Origin of the sequence: Stenotrophomonas sp. 8(2023) (genome assembly GCF_030345295.1) — a bacterium.
Classification (GTDB): Bacteria; Pseudomonadota; Gammaproteobacteria; order Xanthomonadales; family Xanthomonadaceae; genus Stenotrophomonas; species Stenotrophomonas muris.
In genome coordinates this window covers 840,129-860,394 of sequence record NZ_CP128404.1, presented here as the reverse complement: position 1 = coordinate 860,394, position 20,266 = coordinate 840,129, and the positions used below count along the sequence as shown (strand labels likewise).

General features: G+C 67.2%; 11 protein-coding genes and 3 tRNA genes. 6 read left to right on the top strand and 8 right to left on the bottom strand.

What is annotated here, in order from left to right:
• Positions 1-5: 5 nt before the first annotated feature.
• The 5 genes from QP609_RS03875 to QP609_RS03855 all read right to left on the bottom strand — a co-directional run bounded on the left by QP609_RS03875 (position 6) and on the right by QP609_RS03855 (position 2,597).
• A tRNA-Thr gene (locus tag QP609_RS03875) sits at positions 6-81 on the bottom strand.
• 49 nt (positions 82-130) lie between these two features.
• Positions 131-204, bottom strand: a tRNA-Gly gene (locus tag QP609_RS03870).
• Between the two features lie 24 nt (positions 205-228).
• Positions 229-314 (bottom strand) — tRNA-Tyr (locus QP609_RS03865).
• Positions 315-451: 137 nt separating this feature from the next.
• A complete protein-coding gene (locus QP609_RS03860; RefSeq protein WP_197621254.1) occupies positions 452-1,468 on the bottom strand; it encodes an isoaspartyl peptidase/L-asparaginase in 1,017 nt (338 codons plus the stop codon).
• Between the two features lie 109 nt (positions 1,469-1,577).
• Positions 1,578-2,597 carry a cyanophycinase gene (locus tag QP609_RS03855; RefSeq protein WP_197621253.1) on the bottom strand — a complete coding sequence of 340 codons (1,020 nt, stop codon included), beginning with the start codon at positions 2,595-2,597 and terminating at the stop codon, positions 1,578-1,580.
• Between the two features lie 169 nt (positions 2,598-2,766).
• Here QP609_RS03855 and QP609_RS03850 point away from each other — a divergent pair, with 169 nt between their 5' ends.
• The 6 genes from QP609_RS03850 to QP609_RS03825 all read left to right on the top strand — a co-directional run bounded on the left by QP609_RS03850 (position 2,767) and on the right by QP609_RS03825 (position 17,221).
• Complete coding sequence (locus tag QP609_RS03850; RefSeq protein WP_197621252.1) at positions 2,767-5,505, top strand: TonB-dependent receptor; 2,739 nt, start codon at positions 2,767-2,769, stop codon at positions 5,503-5,505.
• Between the two features lie 163 nt (positions 5,506-5,668).
• Positions 5,669-8,440 carry a response regulator gene (locus QP609_RS03845; RefSeq protein ID WP_197621251.1) on the top strand — a complete coding sequence of 924 codons (2,772 nt, stop codon included), beginning with the start codon at positions 5,669-5,671 and terminating at the stop codon, positions 8,438-8,440.
• The gene (locus tag QP609_RS03840) at positions 8,437-9,657 is read left to right on the top strand and encodes an EAL domain-containing response regulator (RefSeq protein ID WP_032956914.1); all 1,221 of its coding nucleotides are present in this window, start codon (positions 8,437-8,439) and stop codon (positions 9,655-9,657) included. The genes QP609_RS03845 and QP609_RS03840 overlap by 4 nt, the downstream gene beginning before the upstream one ends.
• 127 nt (positions 9,658-9,784) lie before the next feature.
• On the top strand, positions 9,785-13,012 hold the full coding sequence (locus QP609_RS03835) for a hybrid sensor histidine kinase/response regulator (protein ID WP_197621250.1): 3,228 nt from the start codon (positions 9,785-9,787) through the stop codon (positions 13,010-13,012).
• Complete coding sequence (locus QP609_RS03830) at positions 13,009-13,650, top strand: response regulator (protein ID WP_014036089.1); 642 nt, start codon at positions 13,009-13,011, stop codon at positions 13,648-13,650. Before QP609_RS03835 ends, QP609_RS03830 begins: the two co-directional genes overlap by 4 nt.
• A gap of 262 nt (positions 13,651-13,912) precedes the next feature.
• Positions 13,913-17,221, top strand: coding sequence for an autotransporter outer membrane beta-barrel domain-containing protein (locus tag QP609_RS03825; protein WP_197621249.1), 3,309 nt, complete (start codon positions 13,913-13,915; stop codon positions 17,219-17,221).
• A 503-nt stretch (positions 17,222-17,724) separates the two neighbouring features.
• On the opposite strand, the gene ychF is transcribed toward QP609_RS03825, so the two are convergent.
• The 3 genes from ychF to QP609_RS03810 all read right to left on the bottom strand — a co-directional run bounded on the left by ychF (position 17,725) and on the right by QP609_RS03810 (position 20,243).
• On the bottom strand, positions 17,725-18,816 hold the full coding sequence (gene ychF / locus QP609_RS03820; RefSeq protein ID WP_197621248.1) for a redox-regulated ATPase YchF: 1,092 nt from the start codon (positions 18,814-18,816) through the stop codon (positions 17,725-17,727).
• Positions 18,817-18,998: 182 nt separating this feature from the next.
• The gene (pth, locus tag QP609_RS03815; RefSeq protein ID WP_049416981.1) at positions 18,999-19,577 is read right to left on the bottom strand and encodes an aminoacyl-tRNA hydrolase; all 579 of its coding nucleotides are present in this window, start codon (positions 19,575-19,577) and stop codon (positions 18,999-19,001) included.
• A gap of 48 nt (positions 19,578-19,625) precedes the next feature.
• Complete coding sequence (locus QP609_RS03810; RefSeq protein WP_010481743.1) at positions 19,626-20,243, bottom strand: 50S ribosomal protein L25/general stress protein Ctc; 618 nt, start codon at positions 20,241-20,243, stop codon at positions 19,626-19,628.
• Between the last annotated feature and the right edge of the window lie 23 nt (positions 20,244-20,266).

The following is a 20,266-nucleotide window of genomic DNA, read 5'->3' as shown; positions in this document are numbered from 1 at the left end:
TAAGATGGTGCTCACGAAAGGAATCGAACCTTCGACCTCTTCCTTACCAAGGAAGTGCTCTACCGACTGAGCTACGTGAGCCGAGTTTTGCATTATGACATGAACTCGATAAGATTCAAAGTTCATTCAATGGAGCGGGAGACGGGAATCGAACCCGCACCATCAGCTTGGAAGGCTGAGGTTCTACCATTGAACTACTCCCGCGCCGGGAATGTCACAACGTGAAACTGGTGGAGGGAGGTGGATTCGAACCACCGAAGGCGTAAGCCAGCAGATTTACAGTCTGCCCCCGTTGGCCGCTTGGGTATCCCTCCTTACCACCCCATTCCGTTGCCGCCGAAGCGTTGCGGTGTGTGGTGGTGAGCCGCTTATTCTGCTGATGGGACGGGGGGCTGTCAACGCTTTTTTCCATCTTTTTCACACGTTGTCGCAAACCCATTGATACGCAAGGTTATTGACCGGGGACCGGCAGGGTCTCGCTGGCGAAAATTGCGACATGGGGGACTCCGTCGGCGCCGATCCAGCCCCGATACATGCCCTGGGTGTTGAACGGCGTGGCCATTCTGCCGTCCGCGGCAAGCACAATCGCACCACCGTCGCCGCCCATCTGCGGAATCGTCTCGTTGATCACGCCCTTGCCGGCCTGCTCCGGGCTCTGCCCCTGGTAGCGCATGCGCGCACAGATCTCGTGCGCGGCCGCGGTGCGGATGTAGTACTCGCCCCAGCCGGTGCCCGACACCGCACAGCGCGCATCGGCCCAGGTGCCGGCGCCGATGATCGGCGAGTCACCCACCCGGCCATAGCGCTTGTTGGTCATGCCGCCCGTGGAGGTGCCGGCGGCCAGCTGCCCCTGCGCATCCAGCGCGACCGCACCGACGGTACCGAAGTGCTTTGCGGTCTCCAGGTCGGCATGGGCCTGGCCATTGGCCTCTTCCTTAAGCGCGCGCCGCAGCTGCTGCCAACGCTTCTCCGTGCGGAAGTAGGAGGGATCAACCAGAGCAATGCCCTGCTCCACCGCGAAGGCTTCGGCACCCTGCCCTACCATCATCACGTGCCTGGACTTCTGCATCACGGTCTGCGCCAGCAGGATCGGGTTACGCACCCGCTGCACGCCGGCCACCGCACCTGCTGCCTGGGTGGCACCGTCCATCACCGCCGCATCCAGCTCGTTGTGGCCGTCATGGGTGAACACTGCGCCCTTGCCAGCGTTGAAGGTCGGATCGTCCTCCAGCACGGTGATTGCCGCAGTGACCGCTGCAAGCGCCGGACGACCGGCCGCCAGTTCGGCATGGCCTTTCAGCAGTGCGGCGCGCAACGCATCGCGCGCAGCCTTCTCTTCGGTCGGCGACAGGTCCTTGCGTTCGACGCCGGCGCCGCCATGGATGACCAGCAATGGCGACGCAGCCGGGGCGGCCTGGGCGATCAATGGCAAGGACAGCAGCGCGGACAGCGCCAGGCGCAGTTTCATCAGGTACGTCTCCAGCAGGACAAGGGAATGGATTGCAGGGTAGCGCCGGCCGCTGGCCGCAAGGGGCGCATCAGCTCAGGGAAAGTGAGTTGCCGGCCAGCGGCCGGCGCTACCGAAGCGTGAACTCGATCTCGCCGTCGCTGATGTCGGCCACGGCCTGGTAGTCGGCCTCGGCCTGGAAATCGTCCAGGCGCATGCGGCTGCCACTGGCGACCACGGTCACCGGAACGGCATGGAAGCGCAATGGTTCGCCCTCGACCAGGCGATCGGCATCACGACCGGGGCTGACCACCCAGACCTTGCCCTCGCCATCAGCGCTGTAGACCTGGGCCTGGCCATCGGGCTCCACGCACAGGGCGGTGTCCTCATCAACGCCGATGCCGACGATGTCAGGGTCGCCGCTGTCCTGCGCGGCGCGTGCCACGAACACGATGAGGCGGCCAAGGCGGTCACGCTTGTCGAAATGGGTGTCGGTGACCACGCGCTGCAGGTAGGGCATCTGCAGGAAGCCACTGTCCATGGTGACTGCGCTGCCCATCGGATCGGCCAGCGCACCGGCCGAGCTGATGCTGCCGCCATCCATGGCGCCATAGGCATAGCCGCCGAGGATGGCCAGGCCAGCGCTGGTACCGGCAATCGGCTTGCCGGCGCGTACATGGGCGTTGAGCGCGCGGTTGAGTGCGGTGCCCTTCCAGAAGCGGATGTAGCGCGACTGGTCGCCGCCGGCAATGAAGATGGCATCGGCCGCAGCGACCACGCGCAGCACGGCTGGATCATCGGCACCGCGGCGGCTGTCGAAGACCAGCGTCTGTACCGCGGTGGTGCCGCCGATCTCGCGGTACAGGCGGTCCTGCAGTTCATTGCCACCGGAGGCACGCAGGATCAGTACACGGCCATTGCCGGCCTGCTTCAACCACCACTGGAAGGCATCCGGCACCCACTCGCCACCGCCCATCAGCATCATCGCGGATGCACGCGGCCCGGGACGTGGGGCCTCAAGGTCGCCGACCTCGTAATAGGAAAAGCCCGGGCCCTGCAGATCCTGCGCGGGCGCGGCCGACGGCCAGGCCAGCATGAGCAGCGCCAGCCAGGCAACAGGGGTACGCAGGGTCCGGTGAACGCGTCGCATCTTGATCTCCCTGAACAAAATCGACTTGCAAGCGTTTTCACTCTTTGCCAGATAGGGACCCAGTAGTCAAGGACATAAAAAAGGCGTTAAATGCGCGCGCCCATTCCGGAAATCTGAATGGGGGACAGGCCCCTCCTCTGCGGGCCGGCTTCATTTCCGAGAATTCCTCATGCGTAGAAAGGCGATGGCGTGGTCGATCCAGCTAGCGTTGATGGGTGTGGCTGCTTCCGCGGCCGCCCAGGCTCCGGCGTCCTCTCCGGTACAACAACTGGACGCGGTGCAGGTCACCGGTTCGCGCATTCCGCGCGCCCAGGTGGAAGGCCCCGCCCCGATCACGGTGATCAACGCCGAACAGATCCGCTCCAGTGGCTTCACCAGCGTGCCGGACGTGCTGCGTGCGATGACCCAGAACGGCGGTGAGACGCAGAGCCAGCAGTCTTCCAGCGGCGCAGACTTCTCGCCGGGTGCCCAGCAGGTGGACCTGCGCGGCCTGGGCCCGAACCACACGCTGGTGCTGGTCAATGGCCGCCGTATCGCCGACTTCCCGATGCCGTTCAAGGGCCGCAGCAACTTCACCGATGTCTCCAACATTCCGCTGGGGATGATCGAGCGCATTGAAGTACTGACCGGCAGCGCCTCGGCCATCTATGGATCGGACGCGATCGCCGGCGTGGTCAACTTCATCCTGAAGAAGAAGGCCGACGGCACCACGATCGACATGCGCATGGGCACCACCACTGAAGGCGGTGGCGAGTCGTTCGACATGAGCATCGCCAGCGGTTTCAGCCGTGGCAACTTCAACGCGGTGTACAGCGTGGAACTGCAGTCGCAGACGCCGCTGTGGGCCTATGAGCGCGACATCCAGGACTCGACCCAGGACGGCCCCACCGAGGGTTCGCGCATCGCCCGCCGCGCCTACCTGCGCACCGACTACAACGATGACTACCTGGACCCGGGCGCGGCCACCTGCGAAGCGCTGTCCGGCCAGAACCAGGGCAGCACCTACCGCGCCTACCGCCCGCGCTATGGCTATTACTGCGGAAGCGACAGCTCGATCGGCTACGGCACCATCCTCAGCAAGCGCCGTGGTGCCAATGGCTACGCCTCGCTGAGCTACGACTTCGACAATGGCCAGCAGTGGTTCGCCGATGTGCAGCTGGGCTATCACACGATGTCGCTGATGCGCGACGTCACCAAGTGGGGCCGCATGGACGCCAACGGCGATGAGTCGGGCTACTTCAACAACGAAGCCACCGGCGAGATCGAGTTCTGGCAGCGCCAGTTCTCGCCCGAGGAAATGGGTGGCCTGCGCAATGCCATGGTGCGCAGCACGCAGAAGACCTTCAGCGTGACCACCGGCTTCAAGGGCAACCTGGCCGGCAACTGGGACTACGAAGCGGCATTGAGCCATTCGCAGTACCAGTCGCGGATCAGCTGGGCGCAGATCATCGCCGCCAAGGCCAATGACCTGTTCCTCGGCCCGCAGCTGGGCGTGGATGACGACGGTTTCCCGATCTACAACGCCGACCCGTCACGCCTGTACCGGCCGCTGACCCGCGCCGAGTACGATTCGATCGCCGCGCGTACCACCTACACGCCGAAGTCGCGCACGGAGACGGCGGCATTCACTCTGACCAATTCCGCGCTGTTCGGCCTGCCCGGCGGTGACGCCGGTTTCGCCGCGACCGTGGAAGTGGGCCAGCAGGCGTACTCGCTCAATCCTGATCCGCTGGCGACCCAGTACTACTATTACAGCTGGAAGGATTCGGACGGCCAAGGTTCGCGCAACCGCTGGGCTACGGCGGCCGAGCTGCGCATGCCGCTGCACGAAACGGTCAACCTGAGCGTGGCCGGCCGCTACGACCAGTACCGCTATTCCGGCCACACCATCGGCAAGGCGACCTGGAGCGGTGGCCTGGAATGGCGCCCGATCGACACGCTGCTGGTGCGCGGTTCGTATGGCACCGCGTTCCGTGCGCCGGACCTGCACTATGTATTCGCCGGCCCGGGCAACGATGAGACCACCGCCGAAGACCTGTACAGCTGCCGCGCCGACGGCGCCACCGACTGCGCCGACTACGAGCGCAACCTGATCCGCAGCCGCACCGGCAACCGCCAGCTCGACCCGGAAACCAGCACCTCGTGGAGTGCCGGCTTCGTCTGGTCGCCGGCCGTCGGCCTGGACCTGTCGGTGGACTGGTTCGACATCGACATGCGCGACCAGGTGCAGGACATGGACGTGCGCACGATCCTGGCCAACGAAGCGAACTGCCGTCTGGGCAGCGCCGACATCACCTCGCCGACCTGCGTGGATGCACTCGCCCGCATCACCCGCAGCAACGACGGGCGCCTGTATGGCGTGCGCGTGGCGCCGATCAACGTCGCCCGCGAATCCACCTCCGGCATCGACGTCGGCCTGCGCTACCGCCTGCAGACGGGCATCGGCGACTTCATCTTCAACGGCACCCACACCTGGGTGAAGAAGCATGACTTCCAGCGCTACCCGGGGGACCGCACCGAAGACCAGTTCGCAGTGAACAGCGGCTTCGACATCCCACGCACCAAGACCAGCCTGAGCGTGACCTGGGAAAAGGATGCGTGGTCGGCAACGGTGTACGGTTCGCGCCTGGGCAAGCTGCCGACCTCGGACAGCTACGACCAGGTGTTCGACTGGGACAGCGGCGACAGCCCGTACGTGAAGGCGACCTATCGCTACAACGCCTCGCTGCAGTACCGCTTCGACGACCACTCGCGCCTGTCGCTGTCGGTGGTCAATGTGTTCAACAAGATGCCGCCGAAGGACCGTACCTACACTGCATACCCGTACTACGACGTGTCCTGGTTCGACAGCGTGGGGCGCACGATCAACCTGCAGTACACCCACAAGTTCGGTGGCAGCGCGCTGTAAGCGCCCGGCCAGCGCCGATACAGGAGACCCCCGCTTCGGCGGGGGTTCTTTTTTTCCGCCGCCTGAACGGTACCCGCGCGCAGGCTCCGGCCCGACCGGCCAGCCGGGGATTTTAGGAAACAGCTGATTCCGCGCCGCGCGCGCCGCTCCCTAGCATCGTTGCATGTTCCGCTTCCCCCGCCCTTCGCTGCAGCAGGCCGTGCCATCGACCACCGCGTCGGTGCTGCTGCGCTGCCTGACCGTGTGCGTCTTCGTCTGCCTGGCCGCCGCGGCCGGCTTCTACCTGCTCACGGCATTCACCGAGGACATCTCGACCCATCGCCGCGAGATGAATGCAGCGGCCTACAGGGCCCAGATCTATTTCGACCAGCGCGAAGCCCTGCTGCGCTATCTGGGCGATTCGGTGGTGAGGGGCAACCCGGATGCACCTGCGGCGGACAGCGAAGGCATGCGCCAGGTGCCGCTGGATGGTGCTGGCGGCCAACCGGGCCAGCGGCTGCTGTTGTCAGCGCGCGCCGAACACACGCTGCAGGCACTGCAGACGCATCTGCTGCTGGTCGATGCGCACGGCACGCACTGGCTGGCCGGCGGCGAGGTCGACGTGGACCTGGCGCACCTGCCATCGCTGCGTGCGCTGCAGGCACGCAGCGGCAGCCTGGAGGCGGCCGACCCGGTGCACTGGCTGCGCCCGGGTGACAGTGGCGTTGCATTGGCGCAGCCGGTACAGGCCGGCCCGCATCCGACGCAGTGGCTGGTGCTGCTGCTCGATGGCGCGGCGGCGGCGAGCATGATCGACGGCCAGGGCATCGGCGGCTATGCGCTGCTCGACCGTGCGGGGCAGCCGGCATTGTCCAGCCAGACCCCGCGCCTGGATGGTGCGGGCTGGAAGACCCTGCGGGAACGCCAGGACGACAGCTTCGGCACGCTGTGGAGTGGCGGGCTTCCGCGCGGTGTAGCGCTGGTGAAAAGTGTCGGCAACGACGGCTGGCGGTTGGTCTACCACCTGCCGTCGCAACTGCTGCTGGGTGACCTGGCGGTGCCGCTGCTGGTCTGCGCGCTGTTGCTGCTGCTGGCCGGCGTCGCGCTGCGCCTGCTGCGGCATCGCGTGGACCTCCAGCTGATCCAGCCGGCCCTGCAGCAACAGCGCAGGCTGCTGGAGAACCTGGATTTCAGTTCGACGGTGATCGACATGGCGCCGGTCGGCATCTGCGTCCTGCGCCGCAGCGACCGCGCGCTGCTGCTCTCCAACCAGCTGCTACGCGACTGGCTTGGCGAAGAAGGCGAACACAGCGACTGGCAGGCGCCATGGCGCGGACATGCCGGCGAGCGCGGGCGTGGACTGGAATTCACCACCCGCGACGGTCGTCAGCTGCAGGTGCTGCACGCGGCCTGCCGCTACCAGGGCGACGACGTGCTGCTGTGCGTGTTCCATGACATTTCCCGGCACCGCCAGGCACAGGCCGCGCTGTCGTCGGCACGCCAGGCCGCCGATGCGGCCAACCAGGCCAAGAGCGCGTTCCTGGCCACCATGAGCCATGAAATCCGTACTCCGCTCTACGGCGTGCTGGGCACGCTGGAGCTGCTCGGGCACACCTCGCTGGACGCCCGGCAGTCGCAGTACCTGCGCACCATCGAGAGTTCCTCATCGGTCCTGCTGCAGTTGATCAGCGATGTGCTGGATGTTTCCAAGATCGAATCCGGGCAGCTCAGCCTGGAGCCGGCGCCGTTCTCGCCGCGCGAGCTGACCGAGAGCGTGCTGCGCAGCTTCGCCGCATCGGCCACCTGCAAGGGCCTGCAGATCCTGGTCTGCACCGACCCGCGCCTGCCCACGCGCGTGCTGGGTGATGCCGACCGCATCCGCCAGGTGCTGGGCAACCTGCTCAGCAACGCGATCAAGTTCACCGAGCATGGCCGGGTGGTACTGCGCGTGCGCCAGGTACAGCGCGAAGGTGAATCGAGCGTGCTGGCCTGGCAGGTCACCGATACCGGCGTGGGCATCGCCGCGGAGGAACAGGCGCGGTTGTTCGAACCATTCCGCCAGGTCCGTGGCGCGGCCAGTGCACAGGGCACCGGGCTGGGCCTGTCCATCAGCGACCGCCTGGTGCGCCTGATGAGCGGCGAGCTGCAGGTGGTGAGCGAGCCCGGCCTGGGCAGCAGCTTCAGCGTGCGCCTGCCCTTGCCGGTGCTGGCCGCCGCCGAGGATGGCCCGACCCTGCTGCCGGAGCCGCCGATCCTGGTGCGCGGCCGTGATCGCGAACTGGTCGACAGTGCCTGCGGCTGGCTGCGTCGCTGGGGTGCCAACGCACAGCCCCTGCAGGGCGACCCTGCACTGCTGGACCATGACGGCGCGATCCTGATGGACGGCGAGGCCGGGATGCCGCTGGCCTGGGCAGGCCCTCGCGTGGTGGCATCGATCGACGGCGGCGACCAGCCCACCGTTGCCGCCGATGGCAGCCTGGTGGTGACCCTGCATGGGATGACCGCGATCGGCAATGCACTGGCCAACGTGCAGCAGCAACGTGCGGCGCTGCCGGAAACATCGCGCGCGGCAACGCCGATGCCGCTGGGCCTGCACGTGCTGGCCGTCGAAGACAACCCGATCAACCGGGTGATCCTGGCCGAGCAGCTGCGCACCCTCGGCTGCGACGTGGAGCTGGCACAGGACGGCGTGGAAGCCCTGCAGCGATGCCGAGAGCAGTCTTTCGACCTGGTGGTGACCGACATCAACATGCCGCGCATGGACGGCCACGCGTTGGCCCGGCAGCTGCGCGAGGACGGCAACCCGGTGCCGGTGATCGGCGCCACCGCCAATGCCACTGCCGAGGAGCGCGAGCGCTGCCTGGCCAGTGGCATGCAGGGCTACCTGAGCAAACCCATCGACATCGCACGCCTGCGCAAGGCGCTCACCTCACTGCGCCAAGGAGACCTCGCATGACCCAGCGTGTCCTGATCCTGGAAGACCAGCCCTTCCAGCGTGGTTTCCTGGCCAATCTGTTCGGCAGCCACGCAGGCGTGCAGGTCGACGCCTGCGAAGACGTGGATGCGGCCATCGCGCTGTGTGCGTGCCAGCCCTACGATCTGGTGGTCAGCGACCTGCTGATGCCCGGGCAGGACGGCATCCAGTTCATCCAGGCGCTGGCGGCACAGCCGCGCCCGCCACGCCTCGCGGTGGTCAGCGCGGCCCCGCGGCGGATGATGACCTCGGCACGGCTGATGGCCGAATCGCTGGGGCTGGATGTGGTCGGCCTGCTGCCCAAGCCGGTGGCGGCCGCCGACGTGGACGCCCTGTTCGAGGCCTTGGCGCAGGCGCGTCCGGCCGCCGGCGAGGCCCCTACGCGCGCGGCGGCTGCGCCCGAACCGGATGCATCGCAGCTGCGCCAGGCCATGGCCGATGGCAGCCTGACGGCCTGGTTCCAACCGAAGAAGTCACTGCAGTCAGGACGCGTGGTGGCGGCCGAAGCACTGGTGCGCTGGCGACATCCGCAGCTGGGCACGCTGGCCGCTGGCAGCTTCCTGCCGGCAATCTGCCGCTACGGGCTGGAGGGCGATCTTCTGCGGATGATGCTCAAGGCCAGCATCAGCGCGCAGGCACGCTGGCGCAAGCAAGGGTTCCGGGTACCGGTATCGATCAACCTGCCCCCTCACCTGCTGGAGCAGTCGGACCTGCCCGACGAACTGCTGGCACTGACCCTGGCCAACGGCGGTACGCCCGGTGAATTGTGCTTCGAACTGATGGAAAACAGCACCACGCGGCACGTCAGCGACTTCTATGCCGGCGCCTGCCGCCTGCGCATGAAGGGCTTCGGCCTGGCCCAGGACGATTTCGGGCAGGGCCTGAGCTCGGTCCACAACCTGGTCAATACCCCTTTCACCGAGGTCAAGATCGACCGCGCGCTGGTCAGCGGATGCGCGCGCGACCCGGCCTTGCACCTGACCCTGTCGACGGTCATCGCGCTGGCCAACCAGCTGGGCCTGACCATCGTGGCAGAGGGCGTGGAAAGCGATGCCGACCTGGCTGCCCTGCGCCAGCTGGGGTGCAGCCAGGTGCAGGGCTTCCTGATCTCGCAGGCGCTGCCGTCGGACGAGTTCACCCGCCTGCTGGACGAAGAAGCGCCGCAGTTGGACGAGTCGCCGCGAGCCGCCCTGCGCTGACACGGATTCCACGTCCGCTTCACGAAATCATCAAGTGGCATTGACGATCCTGTCTGTGCAGCGGTGGCGGATGTCCCTCCTTTGCTGCCCATGGTGCCGCTGACCGCTCCCTGCCCTGAGACTTGCCATGCCGGCCGAGGCCGCTCCTGTACGCCGACTCGCTCGCCGCTCACTGCGCGTCCACGCCCTGCTGATCGGCGTTGTGGTGCTGGCCACGCTGCAGGCCGGACTGCTGCTGTCGGCCGGCTCGCAGCTGTTCAACGAAGAGCGCAGCAAGATCGAGTACCACTTCCGCCGCCTGGACGGCACGCTGCGCGAGCAGGAGCGCTTCCTGCGCCAGTGGCGGCTGCATGATGTCGGCACGCATGGGCAGCCGGTGGCCGATGCCAGCGTGGAGCTGCAACGCGGGCCCTTGTTCGCCAACTTTGCGGTGATCGGAAGCGAGGGGGCCAGTCTTTCGCCACCGACTGAACTGGGCGACCGTTTCCTGCGCTTCTACGGCACGTTCTGGTCGGCCTCGCGCTATCCACCGCCGCAATGCCTGCTGGTCGATGGCCAAGGCACGCGCGGGCTGCTCGCACCGGTACAGATCGCCGGTACCGACGCGAGCCAGAACAGCCCGCATCACCTGCGCCCGGCGATCGCCGACATCCACCGGGTGCTGGGTACGCGACCGGCGGTGCAACGTGGTGGCATCGTCTGGGTGGGCGTGCCATGGCGCGACCGGCAGACCTGGCTGCTGGCCATCGCCCACGCCCCGCAGGATGCGCGCCTGTGGGGTGAGGACGACAAGGACTCGCAGGCCGCACTGGCCTGCCTGCTCGATCCTGGCCGTGTCGATGACTATCGCCAGGTGCTGGGTGTCCCGGTGTTCCAGCGGCTGTCGCTGTTCGATGCCAACGGCCAGCGCCTGCTGGGCGATGCAGCCGATGCCAGCGAGGCTGGCACCTCCTGGCAGGCCGGCCTCGCTGGCCTGCAGTTCCGCATGCGCAGCGAGCGCGGCTGGCTGGCGGTCTACCACGTCGGCTGGCGGCAGGTGTTCCAGCACCCGCAGGGGCCACTGCTGGGCGCGACCGTGGTCGCCCTGCTGCTGGCACTGGGTGGCACGCTGGTGCTGCGCGCGTACCGGCGTTCGGTCATCGAGCCGCTGCGCAGCAACCACGCGCGCCTGCTGGAAAGCGAAGCCTTCAGTCGCACGATCCTGGACAACGCGCCGATCGGGCTGTGCCTGCTGCGTCGTACCGATGGCAATGTGCTGCTGGACAACGCCCTCGCCCGCCGCTGGCTGGGCGAGGACTATCATGCCGGCGGCTGGCATGGCCCGTGGCGGCGCAGCGTACTGGCTGCCGGCGGCACCACGCTGGGCGATGGCCTGGCCTACGCCACGCCCGAAGGCCGCCACCTGCTGGTAACGGCGACACCGGCGCGCTATCGCGGTGAGCCGGCGGTGCTGTGCCTGTTCATTGACCTGAGCAGCCAGCATGAAGCCGAACAGGTGCTGCAGCAGGCGCGCCGCGCCGCCGACCAGGCCAACCGCGCGAAGAGCCAGTTCCTGGCCACGATGAGCCATGAGATCCGCACGCCGCTGTACGGTGTGCTCGGCACGCTTGAACTGCTGGGGCTGACGCCACTGGATGCACGGCAGCAGGACTACCTTGCAACGATCCAGCGTTCATCCTCGACCCTGATGCAGCTGATCAGCGACATCCTGGATGTCAGCAAGGCCGAGGCCGGGCAACTGAGCCTGGAGCCAAGCCCATTCGATCCAGTGCGGCTGACCGAGGACGCGCTCGACTCGTATGCTGCCGCGGCCGCCAACAAGGGGCTGCAGTTCTACGCCTGCATCGATGCCGACGTACCGCCCGGGGTGTGCGGTGATGCCGCGCGGATCCGACAGGTGCTCAACAACCTGATCAGCAACGCACTGAAGTTCACCGACAGCGGGCGCGTGGTGGTCCGTGTTTCGGCACGCTGGCAGGAGCAACGCTGCTGGCTGCAATGGCAGGTGGCCGATACCGGTATCGGCATTGCCAGCGAACACCAGGCGCATCTGTTCGAGCCATTTTTCCAGGCCAACCCGGGCACCGATGCGATGCGCGGCACCGGCCTGGGGCTGGCCATCTGCGCGCATCTTGTGGCGTTGATGGAAGGCCAGCTGCGCGTGGTCAGCGAGAGCGGCCTGGGCAGCAGCTTCAGCGTCGAACTGCCGCTGCCCTCGGCTCCACCGGATCCACAGCAGGCCCCGCCGCCGCAACTACCCGCCGGCCTGCAGGTACAGGTGCGGGGCAGCGTGCGCGAACTGGTGCAATCGCTGTGCGAGCGCCTGCAGCAGCGCGGTGCACAGGCCAGCGTGTACCGGGAGGACAGCGCAGCAGGCCTGCCATCGTCCGCCGTGCTGCTCGAGCTGGTCCTGGACGACCCTCTGCCCGCATGGGCGGGTGGACCGCGCGTGATCGCCTGCCGCGAAGGCGGGGTGCGGCCACGGCAGGTCGATGGCGCCTGGCAGGTCGGCCTGCATCGATTCGACGCGATCGTGCTGGCCCTGGCCGCGGCCAGCGGCCAACCGCTGGCGGCCAGCGCCGAAGGGCGCCTGCCGGCGACGCGTCATTTCGGCCTGCAGGTGCTGGTCGCCGAGGACAACCCGATCAACCAGGCGATCCTGCGCGACCAGCTGGAACAGCTCGGCTGCCGCGCCGTGGTCGCCAGCGATGGCAATGAAGCGCTGGGCTACTGGCAACAAGGGGCGTTCGCGCTGGTGCTGACCGACCTGAACATGCCCGGGCTGGATGGCTACGGCCTGGCCCGTGCCTTGCGGGCACGGGGTGTCAGCGTGCCCATCCACGGCGCCACGGCCAATGCCGACCCGGCCGAACGCCAACGCTGCCAGGAATCGGGCATGCAGGGCGTGCTGGTCAAGCCGATCACGCTGGAAGTCCTGCAGCGCCTGCTGACCCGGATCACCGACGGCGATGCACCGGCCGTCGCGATGCAGGAGCGCCCTGCGTCCACTGCGTCGCACGACAAGGATCCCCCGCTGCAGGTTCCCGCGAAGATGCAGTCGCTGTTCGTACAGACCATGCAGGCCGACCTGGACAGCCTGCGACAGGCGATCGCCGCTGCCGATCCCGCCAGGGTGGCGCAGGTTCTGCACCGCATCCGCGGCGCGCTGGTGATCGTCGGTGCACCTGCGCTGGTGGACAGCGGCCTGCAGATCGAACAGTGCCTTGCCGGCGGCGATGACCTGGCCACCCAGGCGGCCGCTCTTGCCGGGTTCCAGCGACGCCTCGAGCAGCTGCTGCATCCGTTGCGCGACGCTGCATCCCCCTCCCTTCCCGACGACCCGACCCTGCCATGACCACACGGATCCTCATCGCCGACGACCACCCGATCGTGCTTGCCGGCATCCGCGACGTACTGGCCGGGGAACTGGACCTGGACATCGTGGGCGAAGCGGCCGATCCGGCGACGCTGATCGAGCTGATGACCCGGACCCGGCCACAGGCGGTGATCACCGACTACAGCATGCCGGGAGGCGATCGCTTCGGGGACGGCATCAAGCTGATCTCGTTCCTGCGCCGCAGCTTCCCGGAGACGCGCCTGCTGGTGCTGACGATGGTGTCCAATCCGTCGTTGGTCGCGGCGATGTATGCCGCCGGCGCCGGTGGCGTGGTGCTCAAGAGCCATGGATTGGGCAGCCTGGTACAGGCCCTGCGCGTGGTGCTGGCCGATCGCGTCTACCGCCCCCCGGGACTGCTGCCGGTAGCCGCGAGCGAACCGGCCGATGCGGATGCGGTCCGTGCGCGGCTGTCGCCGCGCGAGCTGGAGGTGATCCGCCTGTTCACCAGTGGCATGAGCGTGGGCGACATCGCACGCCAGCTGCAGCGCAGCGCCAAGACGGTCAGCACGCAGAAGATCAGCGCGATGCGCAAGCTCGGTGTGGACAGCGACCAGGCGCTGATCGAGTACTGCTTGCAGGCCTCGCTGTTCGGCTGAGGCCACTCCCGGCTGAATCCCGCCGGCCCTGCGACGGGGCCTGCAACCGCTTTAGGAAACGCCTGATTCCATCGGACAGTGCCGATTTCTAGGCTGGAGACATCCCGCCAAGGTGCGCCTGCCGGCTGTTGCCGCATCGCCGTGGGGGACGGAAGTCCGATGGCGCCTGCAATTGCCGTGGCGTGGGACTTCCGCAGCGACGCGGCCCTGCCGCGTCAGTCCGCGCAGCCTCGCTGCGCCCTGCCACAGGAAGTCCATCAGCATGAACGCCTCCCCCACACGGCACGGCCGTGCGTACGGGCGCGCGCACGGAAAGCGCGTACCCCTCATTCCCAGCCTGTTGGCCACTGCGCTGTGGGCAGCCCTGCCGGCGCATGCCGCAGACCTCACCGGCCCGCTGCTGGTCAACGACGGTGACACCCTGCAGCTGGGTGCCGACGACGTCCTCACCCACAGTGCGGGCAGCTTCGCACTTGCGGTCACCGGTACCGGCAGCAATGCGCTGATCGACGGCAGCCGCATCCACGTGACCGGCAATGGCAGCGGCGTGTCCGCTGCCAATGGTGGCCAGGTGCAGCTGCGCGACGCAACGCTGTCGATCGCACCGGCGACCGGGACGGGCTTCTATGCGCTGTATGCCAATGGTGCCGGCAGCGTGATCGATGCGCGCGATGTCGACATCGATGCCACGCGCAACGGCAGCGGATTCGGCAGCGTGCAGGCCTACAACGGTGGCGTGATCCACTATGCCGGGGGCAGTCTTTCAATGACCGGGACCGGTGGCACGCTGGCCGGTGCATCCGGCAAGGGCAGCGAGCTGCACCTGGCCGATCTGCGGATGAGCGCCGACGGCGGTGCCCGCCTGCGCGCCGACAGTGCCGGCCTGCTGACGATCCGCAACAGCCGCATCACCCTCGCCCCCGGTGGCATCCTTGCCGGCGTGGCGGCCAACGGCGTGGGCAGCCGCGCCGAGCTGTACGACACCTACCTGCAGGGCGGTTGGTTCGATATCGACAGCGGCGGCAGCCTGCTGCTGGAGAACGTGGAAGCCCATTCGGTGGGCGGCAGCATGCGCCTGCTCGGCAGCCGCATCAGCAAGACCTATTCCAGTGCAGTGATCAACGGCGGCAGCTTCTACACCGTCGGTGGCTATGGCGTGAACATCAACAGCTGGGGACAGTTGACCGCAAGCGATGCCGCGTTCGATGTTCGTGATGGCTACTCCGGATTCTGGCTGGCCAGCGATGAGTCGCGCCTGCAGCTGACCGACAGCAGCATCGACACCTGGACCGACACCTACGGTTATGGCGTTGAGATCGCCGGCGGCGTTGCCACCGTGCAGGGTGGCCGGATCACCACGCACGGTGATGCGACCTACGGCGTGCGCGTGACCGGCTCCACCGGCAGTACCGCCAGCCGCATCGAAGCCAACGGCAGCGTGATCGACGTGCGCGGCAACGGCGGCGGTGGCGTGTTCATCGGCGGCTCCACCGCCACCGCGCTGCTCGATACCGTTGCGATCCGCAGCGATGGCGAGAACGTGTTCGGCATCGTGCACATGAACACCGCGCGGTTGACCCAGGCCGACCGCCTGGACATCCGCATGACCGGCAGCAACAGCGGCGGCTACCGCTCCTACCTGACCGCGTTCGGCCCGTACTGGAACCGTGCCACCTTCAATGACAGCCACATCGAGACCGCCAGTGGCCCCGCGTTCTGGCTGCAGGGCAGCAATCACGCACTGACCGTCAATGGCAGCGACGTGACTGCGGGCGACGGCAGTGGCCGCTTGCTGCGGGTCAGCGACACCGTGTTCACCGACGGCAGCAGCGTGGCGACCAGCCGCATCGACTTCAGTGCCGACGCCAGCATGCTGCGCGGTGACGTGGTGGTCGACAGCGCAACGGCTGAGGTGCACATGGTGCTGGGCAACGGCACCACGTTCAGCGGCGCCCTGCGCAACGACTCCGGCTACCAGGTCGCACAGCTGGCGCTGGATGGCAGCAGCCAGTGGAACGTACGCGCCAGTTCCAGCGTCGGCACGCTCGAACACGCCGGCACCATCGCTTTCGATGCGCCGGCGGCCGGCGATTTCAAGACCGTTACCGTCAGCGGCGACTACGTGGGCAACGGTGGCCAGTGGATCTTCAACCGCGCGCTGGGCGACGACACATCGGCAGGCGACCAGCTGGTGATCAACGGCAACAGCAGCGGCACCGCCAGCGTGAGTGTGCGCAATGCCGGCGGCGCCGGTGCACTGACACAGGAGGGGATCCGCCTGATCACCGTGGCTGGCCAGTCGGATGCACAGTTCACTCTGCAGGGACGCGCGGTCGCCGGTGCCTACGACTACTTCCTGTTCAAGGGTGGCGTGTCGACCCCGGATGATGGCAACTGGTACCTGCGCTCGGAATACGTGCCGCCGGTCGATCCGCCGCAGCCGCCGGATCCCCCGATCGACCCGCCGCAGCCGCCGGATCCGCCGGTCGACCCGCCGCAGCCGCCGGAACCGCCGGTCGACCCACCGTCACCGCCGGAGCCGCCGATCGATCCGCCGTTGCCGCCGGAGCCGCCGATCGATCCACCATTGCCGCCGGAGCCGCCGATCGATCCGCCGCGCCCGCAGGTGGAACGCCCGGAACCGGCGGCCTACTTGGCCAACCGCAGCGCCGCGCTGGGCATGTTCCGGCACAGCCTGCACGACCGCGCCGGTGATCCCGCCGCCCAGGCCGGCACCCGCGGTGATGCCGTGGCCTGGATGCACCTTCGCAGCGCGCAGCCCGACAGCCACGACCGCAACCGCCAGGTCCAGGTCGATGGGCAAATCAGCAGCGTGCTGGTCGGCGTCGGCCGCCGCTTCGAAGTGGGTGGCACGGGCGAGCTGCAGGCCGGTGCGATGCTCGGCCACGGCCGCGCGCGCAATGACAGCCGCTCGCAGGTGACCGGCTACACCGCGCGTGGCGTGGTCACCGGCACCAGCGTGGGCGCCTATGCCACCTGGCTTCAGGATGCGCGCATGGAAGGCGGCGCCTATGTGGATGGTTGGCTGCAGTACGGCCGCTTCCGCAACAGCGTGCAGGGCGAAGGCCTGCAGAAGGAGCGCTATGACGCCCGCAACTGGAGTGCGTCGGCCGAGGCCGGCTATGTGCTGCCCCTGCGGCGCACCGCGCAGCGCGGCGTCTACCTGGAACCGCAGCTGCAGGTGGTGCACAGCCGCTATGACAGCGACCGCGTGGTCGAGGCCAACGGCACGGTGGTCGAGGACCGCGGCGGTGGCGACACCAGCACCCGCCTCGGCCTGCGCCTGTACCGCCGTGGGTTGAGCCCGGCGCAGGGCCAGGTACACCCGTACGTGGCGGTGAACTGGTGGTCCGGCGGCAATGGTGCGGGCCTGACAATGGACGGCGAGCGCCTGCAGCGGCAGTTGCCGCGTGACATCTACGAAGCCAAGGCCGGCGTGCAGGTGGATCTGTCCGGCGGCTGGCGCGGCTGGGGTGAACTGAGCCGGCAGAGCGGTGGCATGGGCTTCCACGACGTCGGTGCCCAGCTGGGCGTGTCGTACACCTGGTGACGCGGGACGTGCCCGGCAAGGGAATGCCGGGCACTTTTTCCACATGCGGCGTGGAAAGCGATGGGGGTTTGGTGTGGACAAGTGGGTTCGAGCGTTGCGGGGCAGGCGCTTCCGGGCGTGGTGAGTTTTTGTCCACGTCTGCAGTTCTTTTCCACAACGCGCGTGGAAAGCGATGGGAACTAGGTGTGGACAAGTAGTTGTGAGCATTGCACCGCAGGCGTTTCGAAGCGTGGTGAAAATTTGTCCACACCGCACCGCCAAGCCTCGTAGAGCCGAGCCCATGCTCGGCTGATGCCAACCTGAGCCGAGCGCAGGCTCGGCTCTACAGAGGCGCGCGGGGTTTTCCACACCCGACGTGGAAAGCGATGGGAGTTTGCTGTGGACAAGTACCGGCGAACGTCACACCGCAAGCGTTTCGCAGCCTGGTGTTTTTTTGTCCATCACCGGAAACGCGAACGCCCCGCACAGGGCGGGGCGTCCGGGGTCGATCCGATGCCGCAGGATCAGACGTTGAAGCGGAAGTGCAGGACGTCGCCTTCCTGCACGCGGTACTCCTTGCCTTCCAGGCGCAGGCGGCCGGCTTCCTTCGCGCCGGCTTCGCCCTTGTACTTGATGAAGTCGTCATACGCGATGGTTTCAGCGCGGATGAAGCCCTTCTCGAAGTCGGTGTGGATGACCGCCGCGGCCTGCGGGGCGGTGGCGCCCTTGCGCACGGTCCACGCACGGACTTCCTTCACGCCGGCGGTGAAGTAGGTCTGCAGGCCGAGCAGGCTGTAGGCCGCGTTGATCACGCGGTTCAGGCCCGGCTCGCTCAGGCCCAGGTCCGCCAGGAAGGTATCGCGGTCTTCGTCGTCGAGCTGGGACAGCTCTTCTTCGATCGCGGCCGACACCGGCACCACCTGCGCGCCTTCGGCGGCAGCATGCGCACGCACGGCTTCCAGGTGCGGGTTGTTGTCGAAACCGTCTTCCAGCACGTTGGCGATGTACATCACCGGCTTCAGGGTCAGCAGGAACAGGTCGCGCACCAGCGCCTTCTCTTCCTCGTCCAGCCCGGCCGAGCGCCCAGCCTTGCCCTCCGACAGTGCAGCCTGCAGCTTGGCCAGCACCGGCTTGCGCGCCGCCGCATCCTTGTCGCCGCCCTTGGCCGCACGCTCGGCACGGTTCAGCGCCTTCTCGACACTGTCCAGGTCGGCCAGCGCCAGTTCGGTGTCGATGGTTTCGATATCCGAGATCGGGTCGACCTTGCCGGCCACGTGCACGATGTCACCGTGCTCGAAGCAGCGCACCACGTGGGTGATCGCATCGACTTCGCGGATGTGCGCCAGGAACTTGTTGCCCAGGCCCTCACCGCTGGCGGCACCGGCGACCAGGCCGGCGATGTCGACGAACTCGACCGCGGTCGGGATGACCTTCTGCGGGTTGATGATGCCCGCCAGCTCGTTCAGGCGCGGATCCGGCACCGGCACGATGCCGACGTTCGGTTCGATGGTGCAGAACGGGAAGTTCGCCGCGGCGATGCCCGCCTTGGTCAGCGCATTGAACAGGGTCGACTTGCCGACGTTGGGCAGGCCGACGATGCCGCATTTGATACCCATGGGTGACAGCTCTCTGGGGTGAAAGTGATTGGGGAAACAGCGGCCTGGGCGCTGCTTTTCCAATCATTCTCCATATCGACCAGCGGTCGATACCTACCGCTCTGGTTGGCTCCGTATCGACCAGCGGTCGATACCTACCGCTCTGGTTGGTTCCGTACCGACCAACGGTCGGTACCTACCGGTTATTTCGGGGTGTGCAGCCGCTTCATCGCTTCGTTGAAATCGCCCTGCACCGCCAGCGGCAGCACGTCGATCGCATCGTCGATGGCGCGTGCGATCAGCACGTCATCCTCCTTGGACGGGCGCCCCAGCACCCAACCCACCACGCGGTCCTTGTGGCCGGGATGGCCGATGCCCACGCGCAGGCGGTGGAATTTGCCGTGACCCAGCAGGCGGATGGTATCGCGCAGGCCGTTCTGGCCGCCGTGGCCACCGTCGAACTTCAGTCGCGCCGCACCGGGCGGAAGGTCCAGCTCGTCGTGGGCCAGCAGGGTTTCCTCCGGCTCGATCTTCCAGAACCGCTGCGCGGCGGTGACCGACTTGCCGCTGAGGTTCATGAAGGTGGCGGGCTTGAGCAGCCACACCGTCTGCCCGGCGATCTCGACCTTGGCGGTCTCGCCGAACAACTTGCTGTCCACATTCCATCGCGCACCGGCTTTTTCCGCCAGGGCCTCAACGAAATGAAACCCGGCATTGTGCCGGGTCCGGGCGTGTTCCGATCCGGGATTGCCCAGACCGACGATCAGTCGCAGTCCTGCCATGGTTCCTTCCAGTACGGTGCCTGCCCGGAGGCAGGCACCGTAACGGTATTACTCTGCGGCAGCCGCTTCTTCGTCAGCCTCGTCGGCCTTGCCGGCCTTGGCGGTGACGATGGCGTCGTCGTGGTCCTTGCCCAGCGCCAGCGCCGGGATTTCCACGCCCTTCGGCAGCTTGATGTTGGACAGGTACACGACGTCACCGGCCTTCAGCTCGCCCAGGTCGACTTCGATCGACTCCGGCAGGTCCTTCGGCAGGCAGGTGATGGTCACTTCCTTCAGTTCGTGGGTGACCACGACGTCGGCAGCCTTGCCGGCCGGCGAGGTGTCTTCGTTGACGAAGTGCAGCGGGACCGAAGCGGTCAGGGCTTCGTTCTCGTTCACGCGCTGGAAGTCCAGGTGCATGATCAGCTGCTTGTACGGGTGGCGCTGCATGTCACGCAGCAGGACCTTCTGCACCTGGCCATCCAGGTTCAGGTCCAGGATCGAGGCATAGAACCACTCGTTCTGCTGGGCCAGCCAGATTTCGTTGTGGTCCAGGCTGATGGCGACCGGCTCGGCGTTGCCGCCGTACACGATGGCCGGGATCACACCAGCGTGACGCAGGCGGCGGCTCGCACCCTTACGCTGCAGTTCACGCTTGGTGACCTTGATTTCATGGGTCTTCGACATTTTCGACTACTCAGGTTGTTGCC